Below are 21,384 nucleotides of genomic sequence, written 5' to 3' on the forward strand. Positions count from 1 at the left end.
TCGAAAGGTCAGATCGTTTCGCGCAGGTGATAGGATTTCGGCCGGGTCAGATTGTCGTAACCGATGGCCGAGAGCGCCGCGCCCTTGCCGGTGTCCTTGACGCCGGTCCAGACCAGCGCCGGGTCCAGATAGTCACAGCGGTTCATGAACACGGTGCCGGTCTCGACGCGGTCGCCGATGGCGATCGCGCGCTCGGTGTCGCGTGTCCAGATCGACGCGGTCAGCCCATAGGGGCTGTCGTTCATCAGCGCGATCGCCTCCTCGTCGTTGCGCACCTTCATGATGCCGACGATCGGCCCAAAACTTTCCTCGCGCATGACGCTCATCTGGTGGTCGACTTCTGTCAGCACTTCCGGCGCCAGATAGGGCGAGCCCGCCCTGTCGTTCTCGACCCTCATGTTGATATGTGCGGTCGCGCCTTTGCGCAGCGCCTCGGCCTTCTGCTCGCGGATCAGGTCGGCGAAGCGCGCCTGCGCCATCGGGCCCATCGTGGTCGCCTGTTCCAGCGGATTGCCGACGACATAGTTCTTCGTCTCGGCGACGAAACCTTCGACGAACTCGTCATAGACCTTCTCGTGCACATAGACGCGCTCTATGCCGCAACAGCACTGGCCGGAATTGTAGAAGGCGCCGTCGACAAGATTGGCGACCGCATGGTCCAGCTTGGCGTCGGGCAGCACATAGGCCGGATCCTTGCCGCCGAGTTCGAGGCCGAGCGTCATGAAGGTGCCGGCCGCCGCCTTCTCGATGGCGCGGCCGCCGCCGACCGATCCGGTGAAGTTGACATGGTCGATCTTGCCGGAGCCGAGCAGCTTCTCGGTCTGGGCATGGTTCATGACGAGGTTTTGGAACAGCCCCTTGGGCAGCCCCGCTCTGTCGAAAGCCTGCTGGAAGCGTTCGCCGACGAGCAACGTCTGTGCCGCGTGCTTGAGGATGACGGCGCTGCCGGCCATCAGCGCCGGCACGATGGTGTTGACGGCGGTGAGATAGGGATAGTTCCAAGGCGCGATCACCAGCACGACGCCGAGCGGCACCTTCTTCACATAGCGCCGAAAACCCTCCTTCGGGTTCGAGGCCATGACCGGCTTGAGCGCCTGTTCAGCGATCTCGACCATGTAGTTGGTGCGTTCCTTGACGCCGCCGAACTCGCCGCCGTAGCGCACCGGCCGCCCCATCTGCCAGGCGATCTCAGGCACGATCTCGTCGGTCATGGCGACCAGCGCCTCGAGCATCGCCAGCATGTATTTGCCGCGCTCGACGACCGGCGTCTCGGCCCATTTCTCCTGCGCCGCCCTGGCGCGCTCGACCGCCGCGTTGATCGCGTGGTCGGTCGCGACCGGCCGCTCGGCATAGATCGAGCCGTCGATGGGGGATTTCAGCTTGACCGTTTCGGTCATTTTATAAGTCCTCGCAGTTTTACAACAATCGATATGCGCATGGCCTGCCCTCATCCGCTTGCCGGCACCTTCTCCCGCATAGTGACGGGGAGAAGGGAAGCGTTCCGACGCCCGCTACCCCTCTCCTCGTCCTCACGGGAGAGGTTAAGGGTGATGGGCAGTGCCGACGCTGACGCGGCAGCTTAATACCGCTCGAAGCCCCGATGCAGTTCCCAATCCGTGATGCGGCGGTCGTATTCGAACTGCTCCCAGCGGGCGGTGTGCACATAGTGCTCGATCACCTCCTCGCCGAAGGCCTGCTTCAGCATCTTCGACTTGGCCAGCGTCTCGGTCGCGTCGCGCAGCGTCTTCGGGATCTCGGGAAGTCGCGAGGCCTGGTAGGCATCGCCGACGAAAGGCTTCTGCAGTTCCAGCTTCTCGTCAATGCCGGCGAGGCCCGACGCAATCAGCGCCGCGAAGGCGAGATAAGGATTGAGGTCGGCGCCGCCGATGCGGCATTCCATGCGGATGCCCTTGGTGCCCTCGCCGCAGAGCCGGAAGCCTGCGGTGCGGTTGTCCTCGCTCCACATGATCTTGGTCGGCGCGAAGGTGCCTGCCTGGAAGCGCTTGTAGGAATTGATGTAGGGCGCCAGGAACCAGGTGAACTCCTTGGCGTATTTGAGCTGGCCGGCCGCCCATTGCTGGCCGAGGCTAGACAGCGTCCACTCGGCCTTTTTGTCGAAGAACAGCGGCGTCTTGCCGTCGGCGCTCCACAGCGAATTGTGGATGTGGCTGGAATTGCCTGCGAGCCCGTAATTGTACTTGGCCATGAAGGAGATGGCCTTGCCTTCGGAATCGGCGATTTCCTTGGCGCCGTTCTTCAGGATGACGTGGCGGTCGGCCATGTCGAGCGCTTCGGCATAGCGCACATTGATCTCTTCCTGGCCGGGGCCCCACTCGCCCTTGGAATTCTCGATCGGAATGCCGGCCGCCTCCATCTCGTTGCGAAGCCGGCGCATGACGCCTTCTTCCTTGGTGGTGATGCCGATCTGGTAGTCGCCGATATAGGGCGAGGCGCTGTCGAGCCCCTGCCAGTGCTTCTTGCGGGCCGACTCGTAGGTTTCGCTGAACAGGTAGAATTCGAGCTCGGAGGCGAAATAGCCGATATAGCCGCGCTCCTGCAGGCGCTTGACTTGTTTCTTGAGGATCGCGCGGGGTGAGTGCCCAAGATCCTCATGCGTGTGATGGTCGAGCACGTCGCAAATAACCAGCGCCGTCTTCTCCAGCCACGGAATGCGCCGGAGCGTCGACAGGTCGGGCTTCATGACGAAGTCGCCATAGCCCTTCGACCAGCTCGCCGCCTTGTAGCCCGGTACCGGCTCCATATCGATGTCGCAGGCGAGCAGATAGTTGCAGCCATGCGTCTCGCCATGCGCGGAATCGACGAAATACTGGGCCAGGAAGCGTTTTCCCGAGAGCCGGCCCTGCATATCGACGATGCAGGCCAGCACCGTGTCGATCTCGCCGTTCGAGACCGCCTTCTTCAACTGATCGAACGAGAAATTCCCGGCCATTCCTTTGGCGCTCCAGTGCTGTCGATTTGAAAGGGAAAAAACGAGACCATGGCCGGCATTGCGCCGGCCATGGTCATGAAGCGAAGGTCAGTTGCCGGTCTCGCCGACCGCCTGCTCGGCCGCCTTGATCGCCGCCTGGCGCGCCGCGATCTGCTCACCGATCGGCGGACCCTGGAAGCGGCGGTTCTCGAAGCCGAACCAGAGCACGGCGGTCAAGATGATGAAGCCGATGGTGATGTAGAGCACCTTGTCGTTTGGCGGTTGAACCGCGATGTAGAAGATGATCGCCATGCCGATAATCGACAGAATGCAGAACAGCTTGAAAACGCCACCGCCGAGGTTCCACGGGCCCGGGTTCGGCCACTTCGAAGTTCCGAAAGCCATCATGCCGAGCACGATCGGAATGATGAAGGACAGGAACAGGAAGACCAGCGTCGAATTGACGACGATGGTGTAGATGTTGGTGCCGCCAATCGAGATGAACTGGGCAAGGAAGACATAGATGATCTCGAGGACCGCAGCGGTCCAGATCGCGTTGACCGGCGTGCGCCAGGCTGGGCTGACCTTGGCGAGCCCGGCCGACCCGACCGGCATGCCGCCGTCGCGAGAGAAGGCGAACAACATGCGCGAGGCCGAGGTCACCGTGGCGAGACCGCACAGAAACTGCGCGATCAGGATACCCAGATAGAGCAGCTCCTTCAGCCATACCGGCAGAATCGCGTCCATCGTGGCGAAAAAGACGTTCCAGCCCTGCTTTGCGCCCGCCGCCAGATCCGGGATCGCCAGAACGATGGCGCATAGCATCACCCAGCCAATCAGTGAGGACCAGACCACGGATGAAACAATCGCCCGCGGAACCGAGTGCGCGGCCTTCAGTGTCTCTTCCGATGTGTGTGCCGAAGCATCATATCCCGTGATGGTGTAGACCGGCAAAAGCAGGCAGAGCAGGAAGAGATAGCTCATAGAGTCGGTCTGCGGAAAAACGCCGCCGCCAGCGTCACCTGAATAGTTGGTGAAGGTCCAAAGCCGGGTGACGTCGATCGCCGGGGCAAACACCAGGCAGGCCACGATCAACACCGCAGTTGTGCCGAGAATGATGAAGCCGGAAGCATCGGTCAGCAGGGCTGTCAGCTTGATGCCAAAATGATTGAGCAAAGCCTGCAGCACGGTAATGAAAGCGACGAACCCGACAATTTCCCCCGGCGTTCCGGTCATCCCGAACCAGCTCCCGAATGTTCCGGTGAAGAAGAACGCTGTGCCGATGTTGATGGCGCCTAGCACGGTGATCAGGCCGAGCAGGTTGAGCCAGGCGGTGAGCCAGCCGGTGAACCGGTTGCCGAGGATCGAGGCCCAATGATAGAGACCGCCCGCTGTCGGGAACGCCGAGGCGATCTGCGCCATGGCAAGGGCGAAGAACCCGGAAACGGCGCAGCCGACGATCCAGCCTATGCCCGCGCCGGCGCCGCCGATCGAAGACGTCGCCTGGGCGAAGGAGTTGATGCCGCCTGAAAGAATGCAGATGATCGAGAAGGAGATCGCGAAGTTCGAGAAGCGGCTCATGCTTCGCGACAATTCTTGGGCATAGCCCATTCCGTGGAGGACCTTTAAGTCCTCGTGCTTGTCGTGTTCCGTATAGTCTTGCGCTGACATTTTAGTCCCCTGTTGGTTCTTAACTGGCCGACTGTACTGACTTTCCCATTGCGCGTTGTCGGGAGCCCCTGGCCTCCTCAGGCTCCAGATTCGAGAATATGCCTGTGAGCAGATCCGCCCATTTCCGCTGCCCGGTGTCGCCGGCGATTTCGTCGTTGCGGATTTCGATCATCGCGCAGGCAAGGCCGCGCGTGCGCGCATGCCGCTCCAGCGTGAAGTAGACGCGGTCGGCCGGCGAATAGGGTTCGTTGACGCCGACGGTGACGCCCGAAAGCCGCTGCAACGCCGATATCAGCGGCGCCGCCAACCTGCGGTCGTCATCATGGATGATGCCGATATGCCAGGGCCGGCTCTTGCCCTTGTAGACCGGCGTGAAGGAGTGCACCGAGACCAGCCGCGTCTCCTGTCCACGCGCCAGCCGCCGGTCGACGATCCCGGAGATGGCGTCATGAAACGGGCGCCAGGCAAGGTCGACCCGCGCGGCGCGCTGCTTATCGGACAGGCCGGAATTTCCCGGAATGACTGTCGTCTCGCTGACCGGCGGCACGAGGTCGGGCGCGTCGAGCGGCCGGTTGCAGTCGATGACGAGGCGCGACACACGGGTCTCGACCAAAGTGGCGTCGAGCGCCTCGGCCATGCGGCTGGCGACGGGCAGCGCGCCGGGATCCCAGGCGATGTGGCGGGAAAGGTCTTCAAGGGACAGCCCCAGCGTGCCGAATTCGGCTGGCAGGAAGTTCGAGGCGTGGTCGCAGGTGAAGACGAAGGGGCTCGAGCCGCCAGGGTTGGTCACCCTTACGGTCTCCGACGGTGCAAGGCTGGCGGGCCATGCTTTCTCCATACTGCCGTCCCCTCGGGAGCGCTGTATCTTATGTTACGTATTTTGCCTCATTGCGTCCCGGTGAATGATTTCATACAGTTTGACCGGCTTTGTCAAACGCGAATTCGGGAAAACGGCGGCGACGGGTCAACGGGTGGGGGAAAACCATGATTTCCAGCATTGCCGAACTGATCTCCGACCGCATCGGCGCGATGCCGGCCGGCGAGCGCCGCGCCGCCCAGACGCTGATTGCCAACTATCCTATGACCGGGCTGAAGACCGTCGCCGAATTCTCGGCCGCGGCCGGCGTGTCCTCGCCGACGATCCTGCGTTTCGTCGCCAGGCTGGGTTTCCAGAACTACCCCGAATTCCAGTCGGCGTTGCAGGATGAGCTGGCCGCGCAATTGCAGTCGCCCGCCTCGCGCACGCTCAATCCGGGCTCGGCCGGCGACGCCGTCTCGCCGATGCTGGAGGCGACGCTCGACAATTTGCGCGAGACCTTCCGCCACCTCACCGACAAACAGCTGGCCGACATCGCGGCGCGGCTTGCCGAGCGGCGCGGCAAGACCTTCCTCATCGGCGGCCGCTTCACCGATCCGCTGGCGCGCTACATGGCCGCCCATCTCGCCATCATCCAGCCGGATGTCTATCACCTCGCCGGCCAGGAGAGCATCTGGCGCGACCGCCTGATCGACATGGGCAAGCGCGACGTCCTGGTGATCTTCGACATCCGCCGCTACCAGGAAAGCCTCGTCCGCTTCGCCGAGAAGGCGCATCACCGCGGCGTGCAGATCATCCTCTTTACCGACCAATGGCTGTCGCCGATCGCCCGCTTCGCCCGCCATGTGATCGCCGGACGCACTGCCGTGCCTTCGGCCTGGGATTCGTCCGCCGCTCTGTTCGTCGTCGCCGAAACCCTGATTGGCGCTGTGACGAGGCAATTGGAAGCCGCCGGCGCCAAGCGCATCCGCGATCTGGAGAGCTTGCGCTAGCGCGTCGCGTCTGAACGGCCTCAGTGCTTCAGCTTGTTGTTTCTATGCATGTCGTGGTCCAAAACCGCTGCGCACTTTTGGGCGACATGCATTAGGCCTTCACGAAAGTGCGGCAGGGATCGGGACCGCGTCCGGCGCAGACAGATTAATGGATCGGGTCCCAACATCCAGCCGGCCGGGCAGCGAAGTCCTTGGACTCACCTCAACAACCGCCCCTCGATCGACCAGCGCGCGGCCAGGAAATTCAGCACGGCCGCCACCACGACGCCGATGATCTTGGCCGGCCACACGCCGATGGCTCCTGCCAGCGCCGCGATCGAGAGACTGGAAACGCCCAGCGAGATCAACGCGCCCAGCGACACGAAGCGCAGGAAGGAATGGTGCAGCCGTATGTCCGGGTCCCGCTCGAACGACCAGAAGCGGTTCGCAACGAAGGAAAAGAGAACCGCGACGAACCAGGCGCCGACATTGGCGGCCAAAGCCGGCGCCGTGAGCTTGAGCAGCAGGTAGAATGCGGTGAGGTCGATGCCGGTGTTGACCAGTCCGACAAGAGCGAAGCGGACGATCTTGTTGCCGGTCGAACGCTGCGGCTGGCCGGCATTGCTCATGCGCTACCATCCATGACGCGGGCTCCGGCCTTGTCGAGGATGTCGCCGAAATCCTGCGAGGAAAGAACCGCGTACTCAACCTCGCGCGCGGCCTGCATCGGGTCTCGCGCCCGCAAAATGTCATCGACATGGCCCGGATGGCACATGAACACCCCTTGTTCGGGCAAGGTCTTGATCGCGGCGCGCAGCGTTGAAGCGAACCTCTCCGGCTGCCGCCAGTCATAGATCCCGGAAAGCGGCGTCAAGACGCTAAAGCCGGCTCGGCGCATCGCTCCGTTGAACCCTGCGGCCAGAGCGGCGACCGCCGCGATCTTCGCCGCTGCAGCATCCATGCCCGGAAGTCCCGGCGCCCCTCGCAGCGCCGGTTTGCCCGCGCTTGCCCCGAACCGCGCGAGCAGCCAATTCCGCACCACGGGAAGAAAATGCACATGCTGGTGCCCGTCGATATAGTCGGGCGGGCCGCCCAGCGCTTCGACGAAGCGGTCGTACTGGGCGTCGAGCTCGGCATGAACGTCCGGCTCGTCGATACGCCCCCGCCGCACCGGCAGCGCGAGGGAGGCGAGCCCCGGCAGCCTGCCTTCCGGCGCCAGGCTCGACGAACCGGTCGCGGCGGCCTGATCGGTGAGGGTCAGATGCAGCCCGACGGCAGCCCGACGGCGGAACGGCCTGATGCGCGCCGCCGCCTCTTCCCATTCGGGAAAACCGGTCATGCATCCGGTTCCGGTCAGGCGGCCGCGCTCGATCAGGTCGAGGATCGCGCTCGAGACTCCCGGCGCCAGCCCATAATCGTCGGCGATCAGGCGGATCGACCTGGTCATCTGTCGGGAGCAACCTGCTCGGCGGCATTGCCATGCAGCACGTCGCGCACGATGTAGACGGGCCGGTCCTTGCTTTCACTGAGCGTGACCCAGACATATTCGCCGATCAGGCCGAGCAGCGCCAGGTTGAGGCCGCCCAGCAACACGACGGCGACCATGATGCTTGGATAGCCGGGCACGGCGATGCCATAGAACAGCACCTCGAAGACCACTTTCACGCCATAGGCGAGACCGGCAAATGCCGCCAGCAATCCGATGAGGCTGATGATGCGCAGCGGGATCACGGAAAACGAGGTGAACCCTTCGAGCGAGAACGCGATCAGGTTGAACCGGCTCCATTTCGATGTGCCGCTGGCGCGGCTTTCCGGCGAATAAAGCACCGCCTTCTGGCGAAAGCCCGCCCAGGCGAACAGGCCCTTGTTGAAACGACGCTTGTCGCGCACGCTGGTCAAGGCACGCGCCACCGCGCCGCGCATAACGCGGAAGTCCCCGGCATTCTCCGGGATATCGAAGCGCTGGCTGCTGTTGATCAGCTTGTAGAAAAGCCGAGCCAGCTGGCTGCGCCGCCAACTGCCCTCCCGCCGATCGTTCTGCGCATAAACGACATCGATCTCCGGATCGTCGACCAGCTCGCCGATCATCTTCAGGCTGATGTCCATGGAATGCTGGAGGTCGGAGTCCATGATCAGGACCAGGTCGCCGCGGGAATGGTCGAGCCCGGCGAGCACCGCGGCTTCCTTGCCGAAATTGCGGCTGAGCCGCACGATCTCCCAGGAACCTGACAGGGCCGCCGCGAATGTCTCGGCGCTGCCGTCGTGGCTGCCGTCATCGACGAGGATCTTGCGCACCGTCATGCCGAAGCGCTCCACCACGGCAGCCTCGAGCCTGTCGAGCAGCCCGACGAAGGCAATCGCGGATTCGGCCTCGTTGAAGAACGGCGCGATGACGTCGAGCCTCTCAGCCACGGGCGACGGCTCCCGCGGCTGGCGCCTTCTGTCTGCCTCGCGTCCAGAGCCAGCCGATGAGCACGCAGGCAATTATGCTGACGCTGAGCGGTCGGAACCACAGATGGAAAAGGTCGTGCAGTCGCAGATCGACACTGGTCAGTCCGGTGACGAAGAGGAGCGTTGCCAGGAACCAGCGCACGGCACCGGCTCCCTTTTCCCGCCAAAGCAAGGCGATGGAGAGACCCGCGGGCACTGCCGCCATGGCATAGGTGTTCTGCTCGACACGCGGATTGAAGACGCACATGTAGAATGCCGCGGCGAGGAAGATGGCGAGTCCGCCGAGGTTGGAGTCCAGCCTGCGATCGAACTGGAGCACCAGCCAAAGTGTGAGCAAACCGGCGACGACGCGCACGATCGTCGCCACGGATTCAGGGATCGGCATCCCAAACCGCGTGAACGGCGCCGTGAAGTCGGCCGGAACGAAGGGGCCGGTTGGATCGACCGTCATCGAAGTCAGCAGCCTGAAGAAATCGTGATATTGCGCGTTGATATAGTCCGTCGATGCAAAGCCATAGGGGATGACGAGAACGACAAGGACCGCCAGCACCAGCGCCGGTATCAATCTGGGGCGTAGCGCTCCCGCCAGCAGCAGCATGATGATCGCGGTCGGCTTGGCGATGATCGCAAGTATGGCCCAGAAGAAGCATTCGGCGCGGCGTCCCTCGAGTGCCGACAGCGTCAGAAACCAGCACGCCCCGGTAAGCAGGATCGTCGCCTGGCCATTGCGAAGCGCTGCCAGCGAAACCGGCAGGGCGAGGAAGAGACCGAAAGACAGGAGCCATGTCTGCTCCTCGCCGCCCACCTTGCGGACTTGGCGCATAGCGGCAAAGGTAAGCACCCCGAAGCCCAGCATGTGCCACAAAACATTGCCCAGATACGGCCCGAGCTTCAGCAGCGGAACATAGAGGACGGCGAAGGCGGGAGCATATAGGTACCCCATGGCGACTTCGACCTGATACAGCGGTTCTCCGGCGAGAAAAGCTTCACTGCCGTGTCTATAGATATGGACCACCGAACGCGGATTGGGCGACCACAGCGCCAAGCCAAGCACAATCAGAAACGACCCGACCCACAGCCAAAACCCCAAACGGTCGAAGACCGGCTTGGTCACCATCATAGCCCACCCCGCGTTCCGACCAGGGCGGCATTCCCATCGCCGCTTGGCCTCAGCGCCGGCCAGATATCACATCGAAATGAAATAGAACATCCGAGCGTGACCGTTGCCAGCGCGTGGCAACGGAAGGCGAGACAACGGCGTTTTTCGGCCGCTCCCTTGCCGATCACAGCTTTGTGTTCAAATCGGCGCCCGGCAGTTTAGGGCCTGATGAACACCTTTCCGTTGGGCTTGGCGAGCTCGGCCGGCAGCCGTGCCATCGCCTCGCCCAGCGGCACGACCGCCGTGACGTCGGTCGACCAGCGTCCGTCGGAAAAGCGCTTCTGCGCCTCCAGCACCGCCGGACCCAGCCTGTCGCGGAACTGGCGCATCCATTCGGCCAGCCAGAAGCCCTCGACGCGTTTGTGCTGGAAGATCAGTTGCCCCGGCTCGCGGATAACCGTCGGCTCGGCGTCGAGCCGGCCATAGATGATCCAACGCGCGCGTTTCGGCATGGCATTGAAGATAGTCGAAGCCAGCGGGCCGGTGACCGCGTCGAGGAAGATGCGTGGCTGCTCGGCCTTCATGGTTTCGCGCAGCACGGCCTGGAAATCCGCCGCCTTCTCATTGAGCACATGGGCGGCGCCGAGGTCCTTCAGCAGTTGGATCTGCTCGTCACGGCGCACGGTGACGATCGGCCGGAAACCCGCCTCTTTCGCCAGCCCGATGATCAGCTTGCAGAGCTGGCTGGCGCCTGCGGTCATGACGAAGGCCTTTTCGCCCTCCTCCCTGACGATGTCGAACATGGCCAAGGCGGTCAGCGGATTGACGATCATCGCGGCGCCATCCTCGTCGCGCACCGTGTCGATGAGCGGGATGCAGGACGCGGCCTCGGCAACCGCATACTCCGCCCACGCCCCCCAGTTCGACACGCCAGTGGCGAAGGCGACCCGCTTGCCCGCCAGGCTTTTTGCGTACGGGTCGTCGCCGGTGGCGACGACCATGCCGACGCCCTCGAAACCTGCCGGACGACCCTTCACCCGCGGCTGGCCGTACTGGCCCTTGATGAAGGCAATGTCGGAGGGGTTGATCGAGGCGAGGCTGACCTTGATCAGCGCCTGTGTCGGCCCCGGCTCCGGCACGGCTATGCTGCCAGGCTCAAGGTAAGGCTCCATCGCTTCCAGCGCGGCCGCCGAAGGCGTTCTGGTGTAACCGTCGCCGACAAGCAGCAAGCCTCGCATTTGCGATGGAAGCGTCATGGCTGTCAGACCTTTTCCTGCGTGTATTTTTTCAGTTCCGTGCGCGCCACCTGGCGCCGGTGCACGGCGTCCGGCCCGTCCGCCAGCCGCAGCGTCCGCAGATGCGTCCACGAGCGGGCGAGCGGCGTGTCCTGGCTGATGCCTTGCGCGCCGAACATCTGCACCGCCTCGTCGGTGACCTTCAGCGCGACGCGGGGCGCCACCACCTTGATCTGGCTGATCCAGGGGGCGGCCGCGCGCGCGTCTCCCTGGTCGATCATCCACGCCGCCTTCAGGCACAGGAGCCGCGCCATCTCGATCTCCATGCGGCATTCGGCGATGATGTCGAAATTGGCGCCGAGCTTGGCCAGCGACTGGCCGAAGGCCTCGCGCCGCACCGAGCGCTGGCACAGCATCTCCAGCGCCATCTCGGCCTGGCCGATGGCGCGCATGCAGTGATGGATGCGCCCAGGCCCGAGCCGCCCCTGCGCGATCTCGAAGCCCCTGCCCTCGCCGAGGATCAGGTTCGCTGCCGGCACTCGCACATTCTCGAATCTCAGATGCATATGGCCGTGCGGGGCGTCGTCGTCGCCATAGACCTGCATTGGCCGCAATTTGGTGACGCCCTTGCTGTCGGAAGGCACCAGGATCATCGAATGCCGGCGATGCTGCGGCTCCTCGTCCGATCCGGTCCTGACCATGACGATATAGATGGCGCAGCGCGGATCGCCGGCGCCGGACGCCCACCATTTCTCGCCGTTCAGCACATAATCGCCGCCCTGTCGCTCGCAGCGCATCGAGATGTTGGTCGCGTCCGAGGAGGCAACATCCGGCTCGGTCATCAGATAGGCAGAGCGGATCTTCCCCTCGAGCAGCGGCTCCAGCCAGTCCCGCTTGTGCGCCTCCGAGCCGTAGCGCTCCAGCACCTCCATGTTGCCGGTGTCGGGCGCCGAGCAGTTGAAGGTCTCGGCGCCGAGATGCGCCTTGCCCATCTCCTCCGCCAGATAGGCATATTCGACGGTGGAAAGACCGTAGCCGCGTTTGGAATCGGTCAGCCAGAAGTTCCACAACCCGCGCTCCCGCGCCGTCTTCTTCAAGCCTTCGAGGATCTCGGTCTGCCTGGCGGTGTAGGCCCAGCGGTCGCCCTCCTTGCCGATTTCGGCGAGAAACTCCTCCCCGAGTGGCGCGATCTCGTCGCGAACCATAGCCGCCACACGCTGGTGGATCGGCTTCAGCCGCTCGGTCATGCCGAGATTCATGTCCGCCATCGCTTCCGGTCCCTTTCGCAGATAAATCTTTACCCGTGGCAAGGATGACCGTACTTCGGCTAGCCTTGTCAACGCGAGTCCCCTCGCCCGTTTGATCGAGGGTGCGGAGGAATGCAATGAGCTATCTGGACAAGCTGTTCTCGGTCACCGGCAAGACCGCGCTGGTGACGGGCGCGGCGACCGGTATTGGCCGCATGGTGGCGACCGGCCTGATCCGCGCCGGCGCTCATGTGATGATCGCCTCGCGCAAGGGCGAGGATTGCGCAAAAGTCGCCAACGAATTGAACGCGCTCGGCGGCTCCGGCCAGGCCGAGGGCTTTGCCGGCGACGTGTCCAGCGAAGCTGGCATCGCCGCTCTTGTCACCGAGGTGAAGGCGCGCACGGAGCGCCTGCATATTCTGGTCAACAATGCCGGCATTTCCTGGGGCGCGCCGCTGCAGGATTTCCCCTATCACGCCTGGGCCAAGGTGTTCGGCGTCAATGTCACCGCGGTCTTCCACCTGACGCGGGAGCTTTTGCCGCTGCTTGACGCGGCGGCAAGCGACGAGGATCCGGCCCGCGTGATCAATCTCGGCTCGGTGATGGGCACCCAGCCGCTTGCCGACGACGCCTATTCCTACGCCGCCTCCAAGGCCGCCGTGCATCATCTGACGCGCACGCTGGCGATCGAATTCGCCGCCCGCCGCATCACCGTCAACGCCTTTGCCCCCGGTCCTTTCCAGAGCCGTATGACGGCCTTCGCCACAGCGACCGAGGAGCAGGCGAAACATGTTGGTAACCATGTTCCGCTCGGCCGCATCGGCGTGGCGGATGACATTGCCGGAGCAACGCTTTATTTGTGCAGCCGTGCCGGAAGCTATGTCACCGGCGCCATCCTGCCCATCGACGGCGGCCAGTCGGTGCAGCACGGAATGACGTTGTTCAAGGAGTAAGACGCCCGATTCAAGGAATCCGGGTGGGGTTCAAGGAATAAGACGCCCGGTCAAGGAATCCAGGCGGGGGTGCGGAGGACATGAGCGTGGAACCGATCAGTCTCGATACGCTTCTGGCAAGCGTCGGCAAGGAGGTCGGCGTCTCGCCCTGGCGAATGGTGACGCAGCGCATGATCGACCAGTTCGCGGATGCGACCGACGACCACCAGTTCATCCATTGCGATCCGGAGCGCGCCGAGCGCGAGACGCCGTTCGGCGGCACTATCGCGCATGGTTTCCTGTCGCTGTCGCTCTTGTCGGCGATGACCTTCGAGACCATGCCGCCGCTGGAAAACACCAAGATGGGCGTCAATCACGGCTTTGACACGCTGCGCTTCCTGGCGCCGGTGAAGACGGGCGCGCGCATCCGCACCCGTTTCGTGCTGGCCGACGTCAAGGTGAGGCCATCCGGCTGGGTGCAGACGGCGCATGACGTGACCATCGAGATCGAAGGCTCGAAGAAGCCGGCGCTGACGGCGCGCTGGCTGACGCTCACCCTGCTCGAGCGCCAGCCGGAAAACGCATGAGCGGCGACGCCGGCGCCTTAGACCAGGCGGCGCTTGCGCCCTATCTCGAGGCGTATATTCCGGGTTTTGCCGGCCTTGCTTCGATCGAGAAATTCAAGTCCGGACAGTCCAATCCGACCTATCTGCTGACCGCCGGCAGCGGCCGCTATGTGCTGCGCGCCAAGCCCCCGGGACAATTGCTGAAATCCGCGCACCAGGTCGACCGCGAATTCCGGGTTATGCAGGCGCTCGCCGGCACGGCTGTGCCGGTGCCGCGCATGCTGCATCTCTCGGGCGAGGAATCGCCGATCGGCCGCATGTTCTACGTCATGGAATATCTCGACGGCCGCATCTTCTGGGATCCGTCGCTGCCGGACGCTTCCGGAAATGACGAGCGGGCGGCGATCTACGATGCCATGAATGCCACGCTTGCAGCCCTGCACGATGTCGATGTTGGCGCCATCGGCCTTGGCGATTTCGGCAGGCCCGGCAGCTATTTCGTGCGCCAGCTCGCGCGCTGGGCTGGCCAGTATCGGGCCTCCGAAACCGAAACCATAACCGATATCGACAGGTTGGTCGCGTGGCTCGAGACCCATATGCCGGTCGATGACGGCCGCGTTTCGCTTGTCCATGGAGACTACCGGCTGGACAACATGATGTTCGCGCTCGATGCGCCGAAAGTCATCGCGGTGCTCGACTGGGAGCTGTCGACGCTCGGCCATCCCTTCGCCGACCTCGCCTATCAATGCATGCAGTGGCGGCTGCCGCATGCCTCGGGCTTTCGCGGCCTCGGCGGGATCGATCGCGCCGCGGCCGGCCTGCCGTCCGAAGAGGCCTATGTCGCAGCATATTGCCGCCGGCGCGGCCTTGACGAGATCGGCAACTGGACCTTCTTCCTGGCCTTCTCTTTCTTCCGGCTGGCGGCGATTTGCCAGGGTGTCTATCGCCGCGCGCTGGACGGCAATGCCTCCAATCCCGAGAGGGCCAAGACCTACGCAGAGGCCGTCAAACTGCTTGCCGCGCTGGCGGTGGAGCTGATCGACAGGAAGAGCTGAAGCGGAGGGCAGACAAATGGGCCGTTTCAACGGGGCGACAGTCCTCATCACCGGCGCGACCGGCGGTCTCGGCAGCGGCGCGGCCAAGGCCTTTGCCGCCGAAGGCGCGCGGCTGGTTCTTTCCGACCTCGACGAGGCCGCGCTTGCCGATTTCGCCGCAACCCTCGACGCCGAGACGGCTACCCTTGCCGGCAACATCGCCGATGAAGAGCTCTCGGAGGACCTTGTCAAACTGGCCGTCGAAAAATTCGGCCGGCTCGACATCGCCGTCAACAATGCCGGCATCGTGCACAGCTTCGTACGCCTGCCGCACGTCACATCCGAGGAAGCGCGCCGCGTGGTCGAGGTCGACCTGCTCGGTGTCTTCTATGCCATGAAGCACCAGATCCCTCGGATGGAGCGGCAGTTCAGGGAAAGCGGCAAGGGCGGCGTTATCGTCAACATCGCCTCCGTCGCCGGTCTCTCCGGCGCGCCCAAGCTTTCGGTCTATGCCGCCGCCAAGCATGGCGTCGTCGGCCTGACGCGCTCGGCGGCCGTGGAATATGCCAGCAAGGGCATTCGCATCAACGCCGTCTGCCCCGCCCACACCAGAACGGCGATGGTCGAAGGTTTCGTCCGCTTCACGGGAGCGCCCGAAGCCGAAGCGCTTGCCCAGCTCACCCGCGGCGTGCCGATGAAGCGTGTCGGCGAGGTCGACGAGATCACGACCGGCATCCTGTTCCTCGCTGACCCGGCCAATTCCTTCATGACCGGCCATGCGCTGGCGCTCGACGGCGGCATCGGGGCGATCTGAGCAATTCCAGGAAAAGTGTTTTGCGGTTTTCCGTCCGGAATTGCGTCTGACAAAGCGCAACTCCAGGAAAAGTGCCTCAGCGGTTTTCCGTCCGGAATTGCGTTCAACAGAGGTTGGAGCGTACGCAAGGGAACCAGCCTGCTCTCTTGTCCATTTCCGTACAGCGTATATAATTTCGTCAGGCAACCAACGACAAAAGGCAGCGCACATTGACGCTGAGCGTTCAGAAACGCCGCGAAAAGCAGAAGGCTGAGCTTCGCTCCGAGCTGGTCGCGGCAGCTCACAAGCTTGTTCAGGAGGAGGGCTACGAAGGCCTGACCATCCGCAAGCTTGCCAAGCGTGTCGGCTATGCGCCCATGTCGGTCTATTCCTATTTCGCCGACAAGCAGGACATCCTGTTCGCGCTCGCCGAGGACGCCTTCGAAACGCTCGCGCGCCGCATCGAGGCGCACCCAGCCGACGACCCGATCGAGGCGCTCAAGGCGGTGATGACCGAATATGCCGCCTTCGGCCTTGGCAACCCCAATGAGTACCGCACCGTCTTCATGACCGAGAAGACCAAGCTGCCGGAGGGGCGCAGCTACGAGGACATGGAAGAAGGCAACCCCGCCATGAAGGTGCTGATCAAACGTGTCGAGGCCTGCGTGGTCGCCGGCAAGCTCAAGGGCGATCCGCGCGCTATCGCCACCATGCTGTGGACCGTCGGCCACGGCACGATTTCGCTGCTGATCACCTTCCCCTTCTATCCGTTCGGTGATCCGCAGGCCTATGTGAAGCGGATGTGCGACTTCATGCTGGCCTCATTGTCGGCGCAGGATATCCCCTCGCTCACCGAAACACCCGTCAACTGCTGACCGGAGGTTGCGGCGCTTTTCCGTGATAGCCGATCGCCTGGATTCGCGCCGACGAATTCTTACGTTCAAGAAAATTTATCGTACGCGTACAAATTCCCTCTTGAATTCAGTTTCCGTTAACCGTATTTGTACGCTGTATCGTACATGTACGACTGGAGACGGAAAATGAAGAAGATCATCTTAACCCTGGCTGCCGTTCTGGCTTTCTCGGGCGCCGCCTTTGCCGGCGCGAGCCAGCCGGCCAAGCATGCCCCGGCTGCTTGCACCCAGACCAATGCCAATGTGACCCTCGATTGCACCGCCACCGGTTCGGTCGATAAGGCGGACACCGCCAAGACCCAGCCGAAGAGCCCGAAGCTTGGCATCGACGTAAACCCTTGGTTCGTGCCCGGCCTGTAAGCGCCACTGGTAAGATTTCATACGAAAACGGGCGGCACTTGGCCGCCCTTTTCGTTTTGCCTATAGCCTCGAGCGATCGGCCGAGGCTTATTTCTTGCGCGGTTTCGTTCCTGGCACCGCCTTGGCCGGCTTTGCCGGCCTGCCGGGGATGGAAGTGCTCGTGATCGACACCGGGTCGCTGGCCGGAAACGTGTCCTCGAGGCCTTCCTCAAGTTCTTCTTCCTCGATCTCGCGATGCTTTTCGTGCTCCAGCGAGCTGACGGCCGGAGTCTTCTTGGGCGATTTCGGCGCGGTTTTGGACGGCATCGGCAATCTCCTCGATAAGCAGTTCCAGGAAAAGTGCGCAGCGGTTTTCCGTCCGGAACTGCTTCAGAGCAATATTTTGAGCAATTGGGCGTCTTGCCAAACGCTCAATCGCTCGAACCGTGGAAACGAGGCGGCCCGGCGATGGTTCCTCGCACCAATTGCTGCGAGGATCAGTTCGCCGCGTCGCTCGCCGCTTCCGACAGCAAAGTAAAGACATAGTCCGAGAAGGAACGCCAGCATTCCACGCGGAACGCATCGGCTGCGGTGCGCAGCAGCACGATCTCGGATTTGCCGAGAATGGTGCGCGAGGCAGCACCCACCGGGAAAGCCTCGAGCGACAGGTCTTGCGGACAGCCCGAATTGACCGTCACCGCGGCAGCAGGCCCGGAAACCGAAATCCCGACATTGCGGTGCGAGATGCCGACCGCCGAATGCAGCGCCGTCACCTTAGCGCAATCGGCGAGCGGGTCATTGCCGGCCTCGTCGATGATCAGCCATTCGTCCGGGCCGAGCCACAGCGCCGTGCGCCCGTCCTTCGTCGCCGAGCTCTTCGGCTTGACCGGCAGCGTCACGCCGAGCGCCTTGGAGAGCGCGGCGAGCGAAGCCTGTGGCGCGCGCAGCGAGATGCGCTCGGCCGGCGGCAGCATCTCGACCTTCACGCCCGGCGCGGACTGCACGCGGCCGGCAAGCGCCGGACGCCGCTCGACCGAGGCGGAAGCAGCGGCGGCTTTTGTCTTGGCGGCGGCCTTAGCCATTGAGGCGTTCTCCCTTCTCGTCGACGAACACCATGCCGGTGACTTCCACCTCGATCATGCCGTTCGGCATCGGCACATAGAGCGTCTCACCCATGCGATCGCGGCCGCCGGCGACCAGCGCCAGCGCGATCGAACGGCCGCAATTCTCCGACCAATAGCTGGAGGTGACGTGGCCGATCATCTTCATCGGGATCGACTGCTTCGGATCGGCGACGATCTGCGCGCCTTCTTCCAGCACCACTTTCGGGTCCTTGGTCTTCAACCCGACGAGCTGCTTGCGGCCCTTGGCCACAAGGTCCGGCCGGGTCAGGCCTCGGATGCCGACGAAGTCGGTCTTCTTCTTGCCGACCGCCCAGTCGAGCCCGGCATCGTTCGGCGTCACCGTGCCGTCGGTGTCCTGGCCGACGATGATGTAGCCCTTCTCGGCGCGCAGCACGTGCATCGTTTCGGTGCCGTAGGCGGTCGCGCCATGCTTCTGGCCTCCGGCCCACAGCGCTTCCCAGACCGCCTCGCCGTAATCGGCCGGCACGTTGACCTCGAAGCCGCGCTCGCCGGTGAAGGACATGCGGAACAGCCTTGTCGGCACGCCACAGATCTTGCCCTCGCGCACCGACATATGCGGCATCGCCTCGTCCGACATGTCGATGCCTTCGACCAGCGGCGCGATGATGTCGCGCGACTTGGGCCCCTGAACCGCGATCACAGCCCACTGCTCGGTGATCGAGGTCAGCCAGACATTGAGATGCGGGAACTCGGTCTGGAGGTAATCCTCCATATGGTTCATGACGCGCGGCGCGCCACCGGTCGTCGTCGTCACATGGAAACGGTCCGGTGCCAGTCGACCGACGACACCGTCGTCATAGATGAAGCCGTCCTCGCGCAGCATGATGCCGTAGCGACAGCGGCCGGTTTCCAGCTTCTCCCACGGATTGGTGTAGAGCAGCTCCATGAATTTCGCCGCGTCCGGCCCGACCACTTCGATCTTGCCAAGCGTCGAGGCGTCGAACAGGCCGCCCACCTTGCGCACCGTCACGCATTCGCGGTTGACGGCGGCGTGCATGTCCTCGCCGGCCTTGGGGAAATACCAGGCGCGCTTCCAGTGGCCGACATCCTCGAACACGGCGCCTTGGCGTGCCGCCCAGCCATGCGTCGCCGTGCGCCGGGTCGGGTCGAACAGCGCGCCGCGCGCATGGCCGACGATCGAGCCGAAGGTCACCGGCGTATAGGGCGCGCGGAACGTGGTGAGGCCGACCTGCGGGATCGGCTTGCCGAGCTCCTCGGCGGCGATCGCCAGGCCATGCAAGTTGGATGTCTTGCCCTGGTCGGTCGCCATGCCGTTGGTGGTGAAGCGCTTGACGTGCTCGATCGAATGCATGCCTTCATGCACCGCCTGGCGGATGTCCTTGGCGGTGACGTCGTTCTGGAAATCGACGAAGGCCTTGACCGTGGTGCCCGGCCCGGCGCCGGGCGCCGCGCCCAGCATGCCGCGCGACCAGCTCTCGCCGGCATCGACCTTCGGCTTGGCGCCTTTTCCGACCTTGCCGCCGGCTTCCTTCGCCGCCTTGGCGCCGGCCGCATAGGCCTCGTCTACCGTCGCGTCCAGCCCATCCGTGCCGTTGCAGGCGCCGACCGAGACGCAATCCTGCGCGTAGGTGCCGGGCACGAAGCGCTTGGTCTCGTCGTTGAAGGCGACCTTGCCGCGCGACTGCGAGAACAGATGCACCGACGGCGTCCAGCCGGCCGACATCAGGATCGCGTCGACCGGAATGGTGCGTCCGCCGCCGCCATTCTTCGGCTGCACGGTCATGGACGACACGCGCAATTTGCCGCCGGCGCTCACCACCGCGCGACCGAAATTAATCTCGATGCCGAGCGCCCTCGCCTCGTCGATCACCGGCCCGGCTGGATTGTCGCGCAGGTCGACGATGGCCGCGATGTTGACGCCGGCCTTTTTGAGGTCGATCGCCGCTGCATAAGCGGAGTCATTCGCCGTATAGACGCCGACATTCTTGCCGACGGCCACGCCGTAGTGGTTGAGATAGGTGCGCGCCGCCGAGGCCAGCATGACGCCCGGACGGTCGTTGTTGGCGAACACCATGTGTCGCTCGATGGCGCCAGTGGCGATCACGACGCGGCCGGCGCGCACCTGCCACAGGCGTTCGCGCGCCAGGTCGTGGCCGGGATTCTTCAGGTGATCGCTGACCCGCTCGACAAGGCCGACGAAGTTTTGCGCGTAATAGCCGAAAGCCGTGGTGCGGGAGAGTACCCGCACATTGTCCATCGCCTTGAGCCTGGCGATCGCGGCTTGCGCCCAGGCATAGCCATTCTCGCCCTCGATTTTGGCGCCGCTCTCGAAGCGCAGGCTGCCGCCGAATTCGGCCTGCTCGTCGGCGAGGATCACCCGCACGCCCGTTTCGGCGGCGGCAAGGGCAGCTGCAATGCCGGCGGCGCCACCGCCCACAACCAGCACCTCGCAATGCGCGTAGCGCGCGGCATAGTGGTCCGGGTCCGGCTTGTCCGGAGAAACGCCAAGACCGGCGGCGGCGCGGATCTTCGGCTCGTAAAGGCTCTTCCAGGCCGACTTCGGCCACATGAAGGTCTTGTAGTAGAAGCCGGCCGAAAATAGCGGCGAGGCGATGTCATTGACGGCACCGACGTCGAAGGAAAGCGACGGCCATCGGTTCTGCGAATGGGCGGTCAGCCCGTCATAGAGCTCCTGGACGGTGGCGCGCACATTCGGCGTCTTGCGCGCATCGTCGCGCACGATCTGCACCAGCGCGTTGGGCTCTTCCGCGCCGGCCGACAGGACGCCGCGCGGCCGATGGTATTTGAACGATCGCCCGACCAGGTGCACGCCGTTGGCGAGCAGCCCCGAGGCGAGCGTGTCGCCCTCGATGCCGACATAGAACTTGTCGTCGAAGCTGAAGGAGGCTGTCTTCGCCTGGCTGAGGCGACCGGCGCCGGAAATGCGGAACATGGCGTTCATTTCGCGGCTCCGGGCAGCTTCGCGGGCTTCGGCTCGCCGGCCTTGTAGGTCATGACGAACTTGTCGGTGACGGTGTCGCGCACGGCGTTGAAGAAGCGCGCGCAGCCATGGATGTGCCGCCAGCGCTCATAGATGACGCCCTTCGGGTTGGCGCGGATGAAGAAGAATTTCTCGAAATCGTCGTCGCTCTCGGCGGCAATGTTGGTCGGGCGCGCGATATGCGCCTCGCCGGCATTGCGGAACTCGAGTTCCGGGCGCTCTTCCTCGCAATAGGGACAGCGGATGAGAAGCATCTGGGTGATCCTAAAACTTGCCGTG

General features: G+C 63.8%; 21 protein-coding genes. 7 read left to right on the top strand and 14 right to left on the bottom strand.

The features are described 5' to 3' along the window. Nucleotides 1-8 precede the first annotated feature (8 nt). The 4 genes from EJ068_RS07505 to EJ068_RS07520 all read right to left on the bottom strand — a co-directional run bounded on the left by EJ068_RS07505 (nucleotide 9) and on the right by EJ068_RS07520 (nucleotide 5,438). Nucleotides 9-1,397 (bottom strand): aldehyde dehydrogenase family protein, encoded by a 1,389-nt coding sequence (locus tag EJ068_RS07505; protein ID WP_127251682.1) that lies wholly within the window; start codon nucleotides 1,395-1,397, stop codon nucleotides 9-11. A 182-nt stretch (nucleotides 1,398-1,579) separates the two neighbouring features. Then, nucleotides 1,580-2,950 carry a glutamine synthetase family protein gene (locus tag EJ068_RS07510; RefSeq protein ID WP_127251683.1) on the bottom strand — a complete coding sequence of 457 codons (1,371 nt, stop codon included), beginning with the start codon at nucleotides 2,948-2,950 and terminating at the stop codon, nucleotides 1,580-1,582. Between the two features lie 87 nt (nucleotides 2,951-3,037). Beyond that, entirely contained in the window at nucleotides 3,038-4,600 is a 1,563-nt protein-coding gene (locus EJ068_RS07515) for an amino acid permease (protein WP_126081430.1), read from the bottom strand. A 19-nt stretch (nucleotides 4,601-4,619) separates the two neighbouring features. Further along, nucleotides 4,620-5,438: an N-formylglutamate amidohydrolase gene (locus tag EJ068_RS07520; protein WP_126081429.1), complete on the bottom strand. Its 819-nt coding sequence runs from the start codon at nucleotides 5,436-5,438 to the stop codon at nucleotides 4,620-4,622. Nucleotides 5,439-5,584: 146 nt separating this feature from the next. Between EJ068_RS07520 and EJ068_RS07525 the strand changes: the two genes are divergently transcribed. Then, nucleotides 5,585-6,409 carry a MurR/RpiR family transcriptional regulator gene (locus tag EJ068_RS07525; protein WP_127251684.1) on the top strand — a complete coding sequence of 275 codons (825 nt, stop codon included), beginning with the start codon at nucleotides 5,585-5,587 and terminating at the stop codon, nucleotides 6,407-6,409. A gap of 197 nt (nucleotides 6,410-6,606) precedes the next feature. Here the strand turns inward: EJ068_RS07525 and EJ068_RS07530 are convergent, their stop codons facing one another. The 6 genes from EJ068_RS07530 to EJ068_RS07555 form a co-directional block, all read right to left on the bottom strand. After that, a complete protein-coding gene (locus EJ068_RS07530) occupies nucleotides 6,607-7,017 on the bottom strand; it encodes a GtrA family protein (protein ID WP_126081427.1) in 411 nt (136 codons plus the stop codon). After that, a complete protein-coding gene (locus EJ068_RS07535; RefSeq protein ID WP_127251685.1) occupies nucleotides 7,014-7,835 on the bottom strand; it encodes a ChbG/HpnK family deacetylase in 822 nt (273 codons plus the stop codon). The genes EJ068_RS07530 and EJ068_RS07535 overlap by 4 nt, the downstream gene beginning before the upstream one ends. Beyond that, the gene (locus EJ068_RS07540) at nucleotides 7,832-8,800 is read right to left on the bottom strand and encodes a glycosyltransferase family 2 protein (protein ID WP_127251686.1); all 969 of its coding nucleotides are present in this window, start codon (nucleotides 8,798-8,800) and stop codon (nucleotides 7,832-7,834) included. Before EJ068_RS07540 ends, EJ068_RS07535 begins: the two co-directional genes overlap by 4 nt. Then, on the bottom strand, nucleotides 8,793-9,959 hold the full coding sequence (locus tag EJ068_RS07545; protein ID WP_127251687.1) for a glycosyltransferase 87 family protein: 1,167 nt from the start codon (nucleotides 9,957-9,959) through the stop codon (nucleotides 8,793-8,795). Before EJ068_RS07545 ends, EJ068_RS07540 begins: the two co-directional genes overlap by 8 nt. Before the next feature lie 197 nt (nucleotides 9,960-10,156). Then, a complete protein-coding gene (locus EJ068_RS07550) occupies nucleotides 10,157-11,194 on the bottom strand; it encodes a zinc-binding dehydrogenase (protein ID WP_127249577.1) in 1,038 nt (345 codons plus the stop codon). A gap of 5 nt (nucleotides 11,195-11,199) precedes the next feature. Next, a complete protein-coding gene (locus EJ068_RS07555) occupies nucleotides 11,200-12,441 on the bottom strand; it encodes an acyl-CoA dehydrogenase family protein (protein ID WP_127249576.1) in 1,242 nt (413 codons plus the stop codon). 116 nt (nucleotides 12,442-12,557) lie between these two features. Between EJ068_RS07555 and EJ068_RS07560 the strand changes: the two genes are divergently transcribed. From EJ068_RS07560 to EJ068_RS07585, 6 genes are all read left to right on the top strand, one after another. Then, complete coding sequence (locus tag EJ068_RS07560; RefSeq protein ID WP_127249575.1) at nucleotides 12,558-13,373, top strand: SDR family oxidoreductase; 816 nt, start codon at nucleotides 12,558-12,560, stop codon at nucleotides 13,371-13,373. An 80-nt stretch (nucleotides 13,374-13,453) separates the two neighbouring features. Continuing rightward, nucleotides 13,454-13,939 carry a MaoC family dehydratase gene (locus EJ068_RS07565; protein ID WP_281059017.1) on the top strand — a complete coding sequence of 162 codons (486 nt, stop codon included), beginning with the start codon at nucleotides 13,454-13,456 and terminating at the stop codon, nucleotides 13,937-13,939. Then, complete coding sequence (locus EJ068_RS07570; RefSeq protein ID WP_127249573.1) at nucleotides 13,936-14,973, top strand: phosphotransferase; 1,038 nt, start codon at nucleotides 13,936-13,938, stop codon at nucleotides 14,971-14,973. Before EJ068_RS07565 ends, EJ068_RS07570 begins: the two co-directional genes overlap by 4 nt. Nucleotides 14,974-14,989: 16 nt before the next feature. Continuing rightward, nucleotides 14,990-15,766: a glucose 1-dehydrogenase gene (locus EJ068_RS07575; RefSeq protein ID WP_127249572.1), complete on the top strand. Its 777-nt coding sequence runs from the start codon at nucleotides 14,990-14,992 to the stop codon at nucleotides 15,764-15,766. A 209-nt stretch (nucleotides 15,767-15,975) separates the two neighbouring features. Continuing rightward, nucleotides 15,976-16,620, top strand: coding sequence for a TetR/AcrR family transcriptional regulator (locus EJ068_RS07580; protein WP_127249571.1), 645 nt, complete (start codon nucleotides 15,976-15,978; stop codon nucleotides 16,618-16,620). Between the two features lie 165 nt (nucleotides 16,621-16,785). Next, the gene (locus tag EJ068_RS07585; RefSeq protein WP_126081417.1) at nucleotides 16,786-17,019 is read left to right on the top strand and encodes a DUF680 domain-containing protein; all 234 of its coding nucleotides are present in this window, start codon (nucleotides 16,786-16,788) and stop codon (nucleotides 17,017-17,019) included. Between the two features lie 87 nt (nucleotides 17,020-17,106). Here EJ068_RS07585 and EJ068_RS07590 read toward each other — a convergent pair whose 3' ends face one another. From EJ068_RS07590 to EJ068_RS07605, 4 genes are all read right to left on the bottom strand, one after another. Continuing rightward, complete coding sequence (locus EJ068_RS07590) at nucleotides 17,107-17,325, bottom strand: hypothetical protein (protein WP_127249569.1); 219 nt, start codon at nucleotides 17,323-17,325, stop codon at nucleotides 17,107-17,109. Between the two features lie 170 nt (nucleotides 17,326-17,495). After that, nucleotides 17,496-18,080 (bottom strand): sarcosine oxidase subunit gamma, encoded by a 585-nt coding sequence (locus EJ068_RS07595; RefSeq protein WP_127249568.1) that lies wholly within the window; start codon nucleotides 18,078-18,080, stop codon nucleotides 17,496-17,498. After that, entirely contained in the window at nucleotides 18,073-21,066 is a 2,994-nt protein-coding gene (locus EJ068_RS07600) for a sarcosine oxidase subunit alpha (protein ID WP_127249567.1), read from the bottom strand. Before EJ068_RS07600 ends, EJ068_RS07595 begins: the two co-directional genes overlap by 8 nt. Continuing rightward, a complete protein-coding gene (locus EJ068_RS07605) occupies nucleotides 21,063-21,359 on the bottom strand; it encodes a sarcosine oxidase subunit delta (protein WP_112126462.1) in 297 nt (98 codons plus the stop codon). Before EJ068_RS07605 ends, EJ068_RS07600 begins: the two co-directional genes overlap by 4 nt. Nucleotides 21,360-21,384 lie beyond the last annotated feature (25 nt).

It is taken from the genome of Mesorhizobium sp. M2A.F.Ca.ET.043.02.1.1, assembly GCF_003952405.1.
Taxonomy (GTDB): Bacteria; Pseudomonadota; Alphaproteobacteria; order Rhizobiales; family Rhizobiaceae; genus Mesorhizobium.

What these genes read in the sequence shown, in the direction of transcription:
- EJ068_RS07555 (WP_127249576.1), bottom strand. Translation starts at nt 12,441, where the DNA reads ATGGCGGACATGAATCTCGGCATGACCGAGCGGCTGAAGCCGATCCAC.
- EJ068_RS07560 (WP_127249575.1), top strand. Translation starts at nt 12,558, where the DNA reads ATGAGCTATCTGGACAAGCTGTTCTCGGTCACCGGCAAGACCGCGCTG.
- EJ068_RS07515 (WP_126081430.1), bottom strand. Translation starts at nt 4,600, where the DNA reads ATGTCAGCGCAAGACTATACGGAACACGACAAGCACGAGGACTTAAAG.
- EJ068_RS07575 (WP_127249572.1), top strand. Translation starts at nt 14,990, where the DNA reads ATGGGCCGTTTCAACGGGGCGACAGTCCTCATCACCGGCGCGACCGGC.
- EJ068_RS07520 (WP_126081429.1), bottom strand. Translation starts at nt 5,438, where the DNA reads ATGGAGAAAGCATGGCCCGCCAGCCTTGCACCGTCGGAGACCGTAAGG.
- EJ068_RS07545 (WP_127251687.1), bottom strand. Translation starts at nt 9,959, where the DNA reads ATGATGGTGACCAAGCCGGTCTTCGACCGTTTGGGGTTTTGGCTGTGG.
- EJ068_RS07535 (WP_127251685.1), bottom strand. Translation starts at nt 7,835, where the DNA reads ATGACCAGGTCGATCCGCCTGATCGCCGACGATTATGGGCTGGCGCCG.
- EJ068_RS07605 (WP_112126462.1), bottom strand. Translation starts at nt 21,359, where the DNA reads ATGCTTCTCATCCGCTGTCCCTATTGCGAGGAAGAGCGCCCGGAACTC.
- EJ068_RS07550 (WP_127249577.1), bottom strand. Translation starts at nt 11,194, where the DNA reads ATGACGCTTCCATCGCAAATGCGAGGCTTGCTGCTTGTCGGCGACGGT.
- EJ068_RS07600 (WP_127249567.1), bottom strand. Translation starts at nt 21,066, where the DNA reads ATGAACGCCATGTTCCGCATTTCCGGCGCCGGTCGCCTCAGCCAGGCG.
- EJ068_RS07590 (WP_127249569.1), bottom strand. Translation starts at nt 17,325, where the DNA reads ATGCCGTCCAAAACCGCGCCGAAATCGCCCAAGAAGACTCCGGCCGTC.
- EJ068_RS07530 (WP_126081427.1), bottom strand. Translation starts at nt 7,017, where the DNA reads ATGAGCAATGCCGGCCAGCCGCAGCGTTCGACCGGCAACAAGATCGTC.
- EJ068_RS07570 (WP_127249573.1), top strand. Translation starts at nt 13,936, where the DNA reads ATGAGCGGCGACGCCGGCGCCTTAGACCAGGCGGCGCTTGCGCCCTAT.
- EJ068_RS07595 (WP_127249568.1), bottom strand. Translation starts at nt 18,080, where the DNA reads ATGGCTAAGGCCGCCGCCAAGACAAAAGCCGCCGCTGCTTCCGCCTCG.
- EJ068_RS07525 (WP_127251684.1), top strand. Translation starts at nt 5,585, where the DNA reads ATGATTTCCAGCATTGCCGAACTGATCTCCGACCGCATCGGCGCGATG.
- EJ068_RS07585 (WP_126081417.1), top strand. Translation starts at nt 16,786, where the DNA reads ATGAAGAAGATCATCTTAACCCTGGCTGCCGTTCTGGCTTTCTCGGGC.
- EJ068_RS07510 (WP_127251683.1), bottom strand. Translation starts at nt 2,950, where the DNA reads ATGGCCGGGAATTTCTCGTTCGATCAGTTGAAGAAGGCGGTCTCGAAC.
- EJ068_RS07505 (WP_127251682.1), bottom strand. Translation starts at nt 1,397, where the DNA reads ATGACCGAAACGGTCAAGCTGAAATCCCCCATCGACGGCTCGATCTAT.
- EJ068_RS07565 (WP_281059017.1), top strand. Translation starts at nt 13,454, where the DNA reads ATGAGCGTGGAACCGATCAGTCTCGATACGCTTCTGGCAAGCGTCGGC.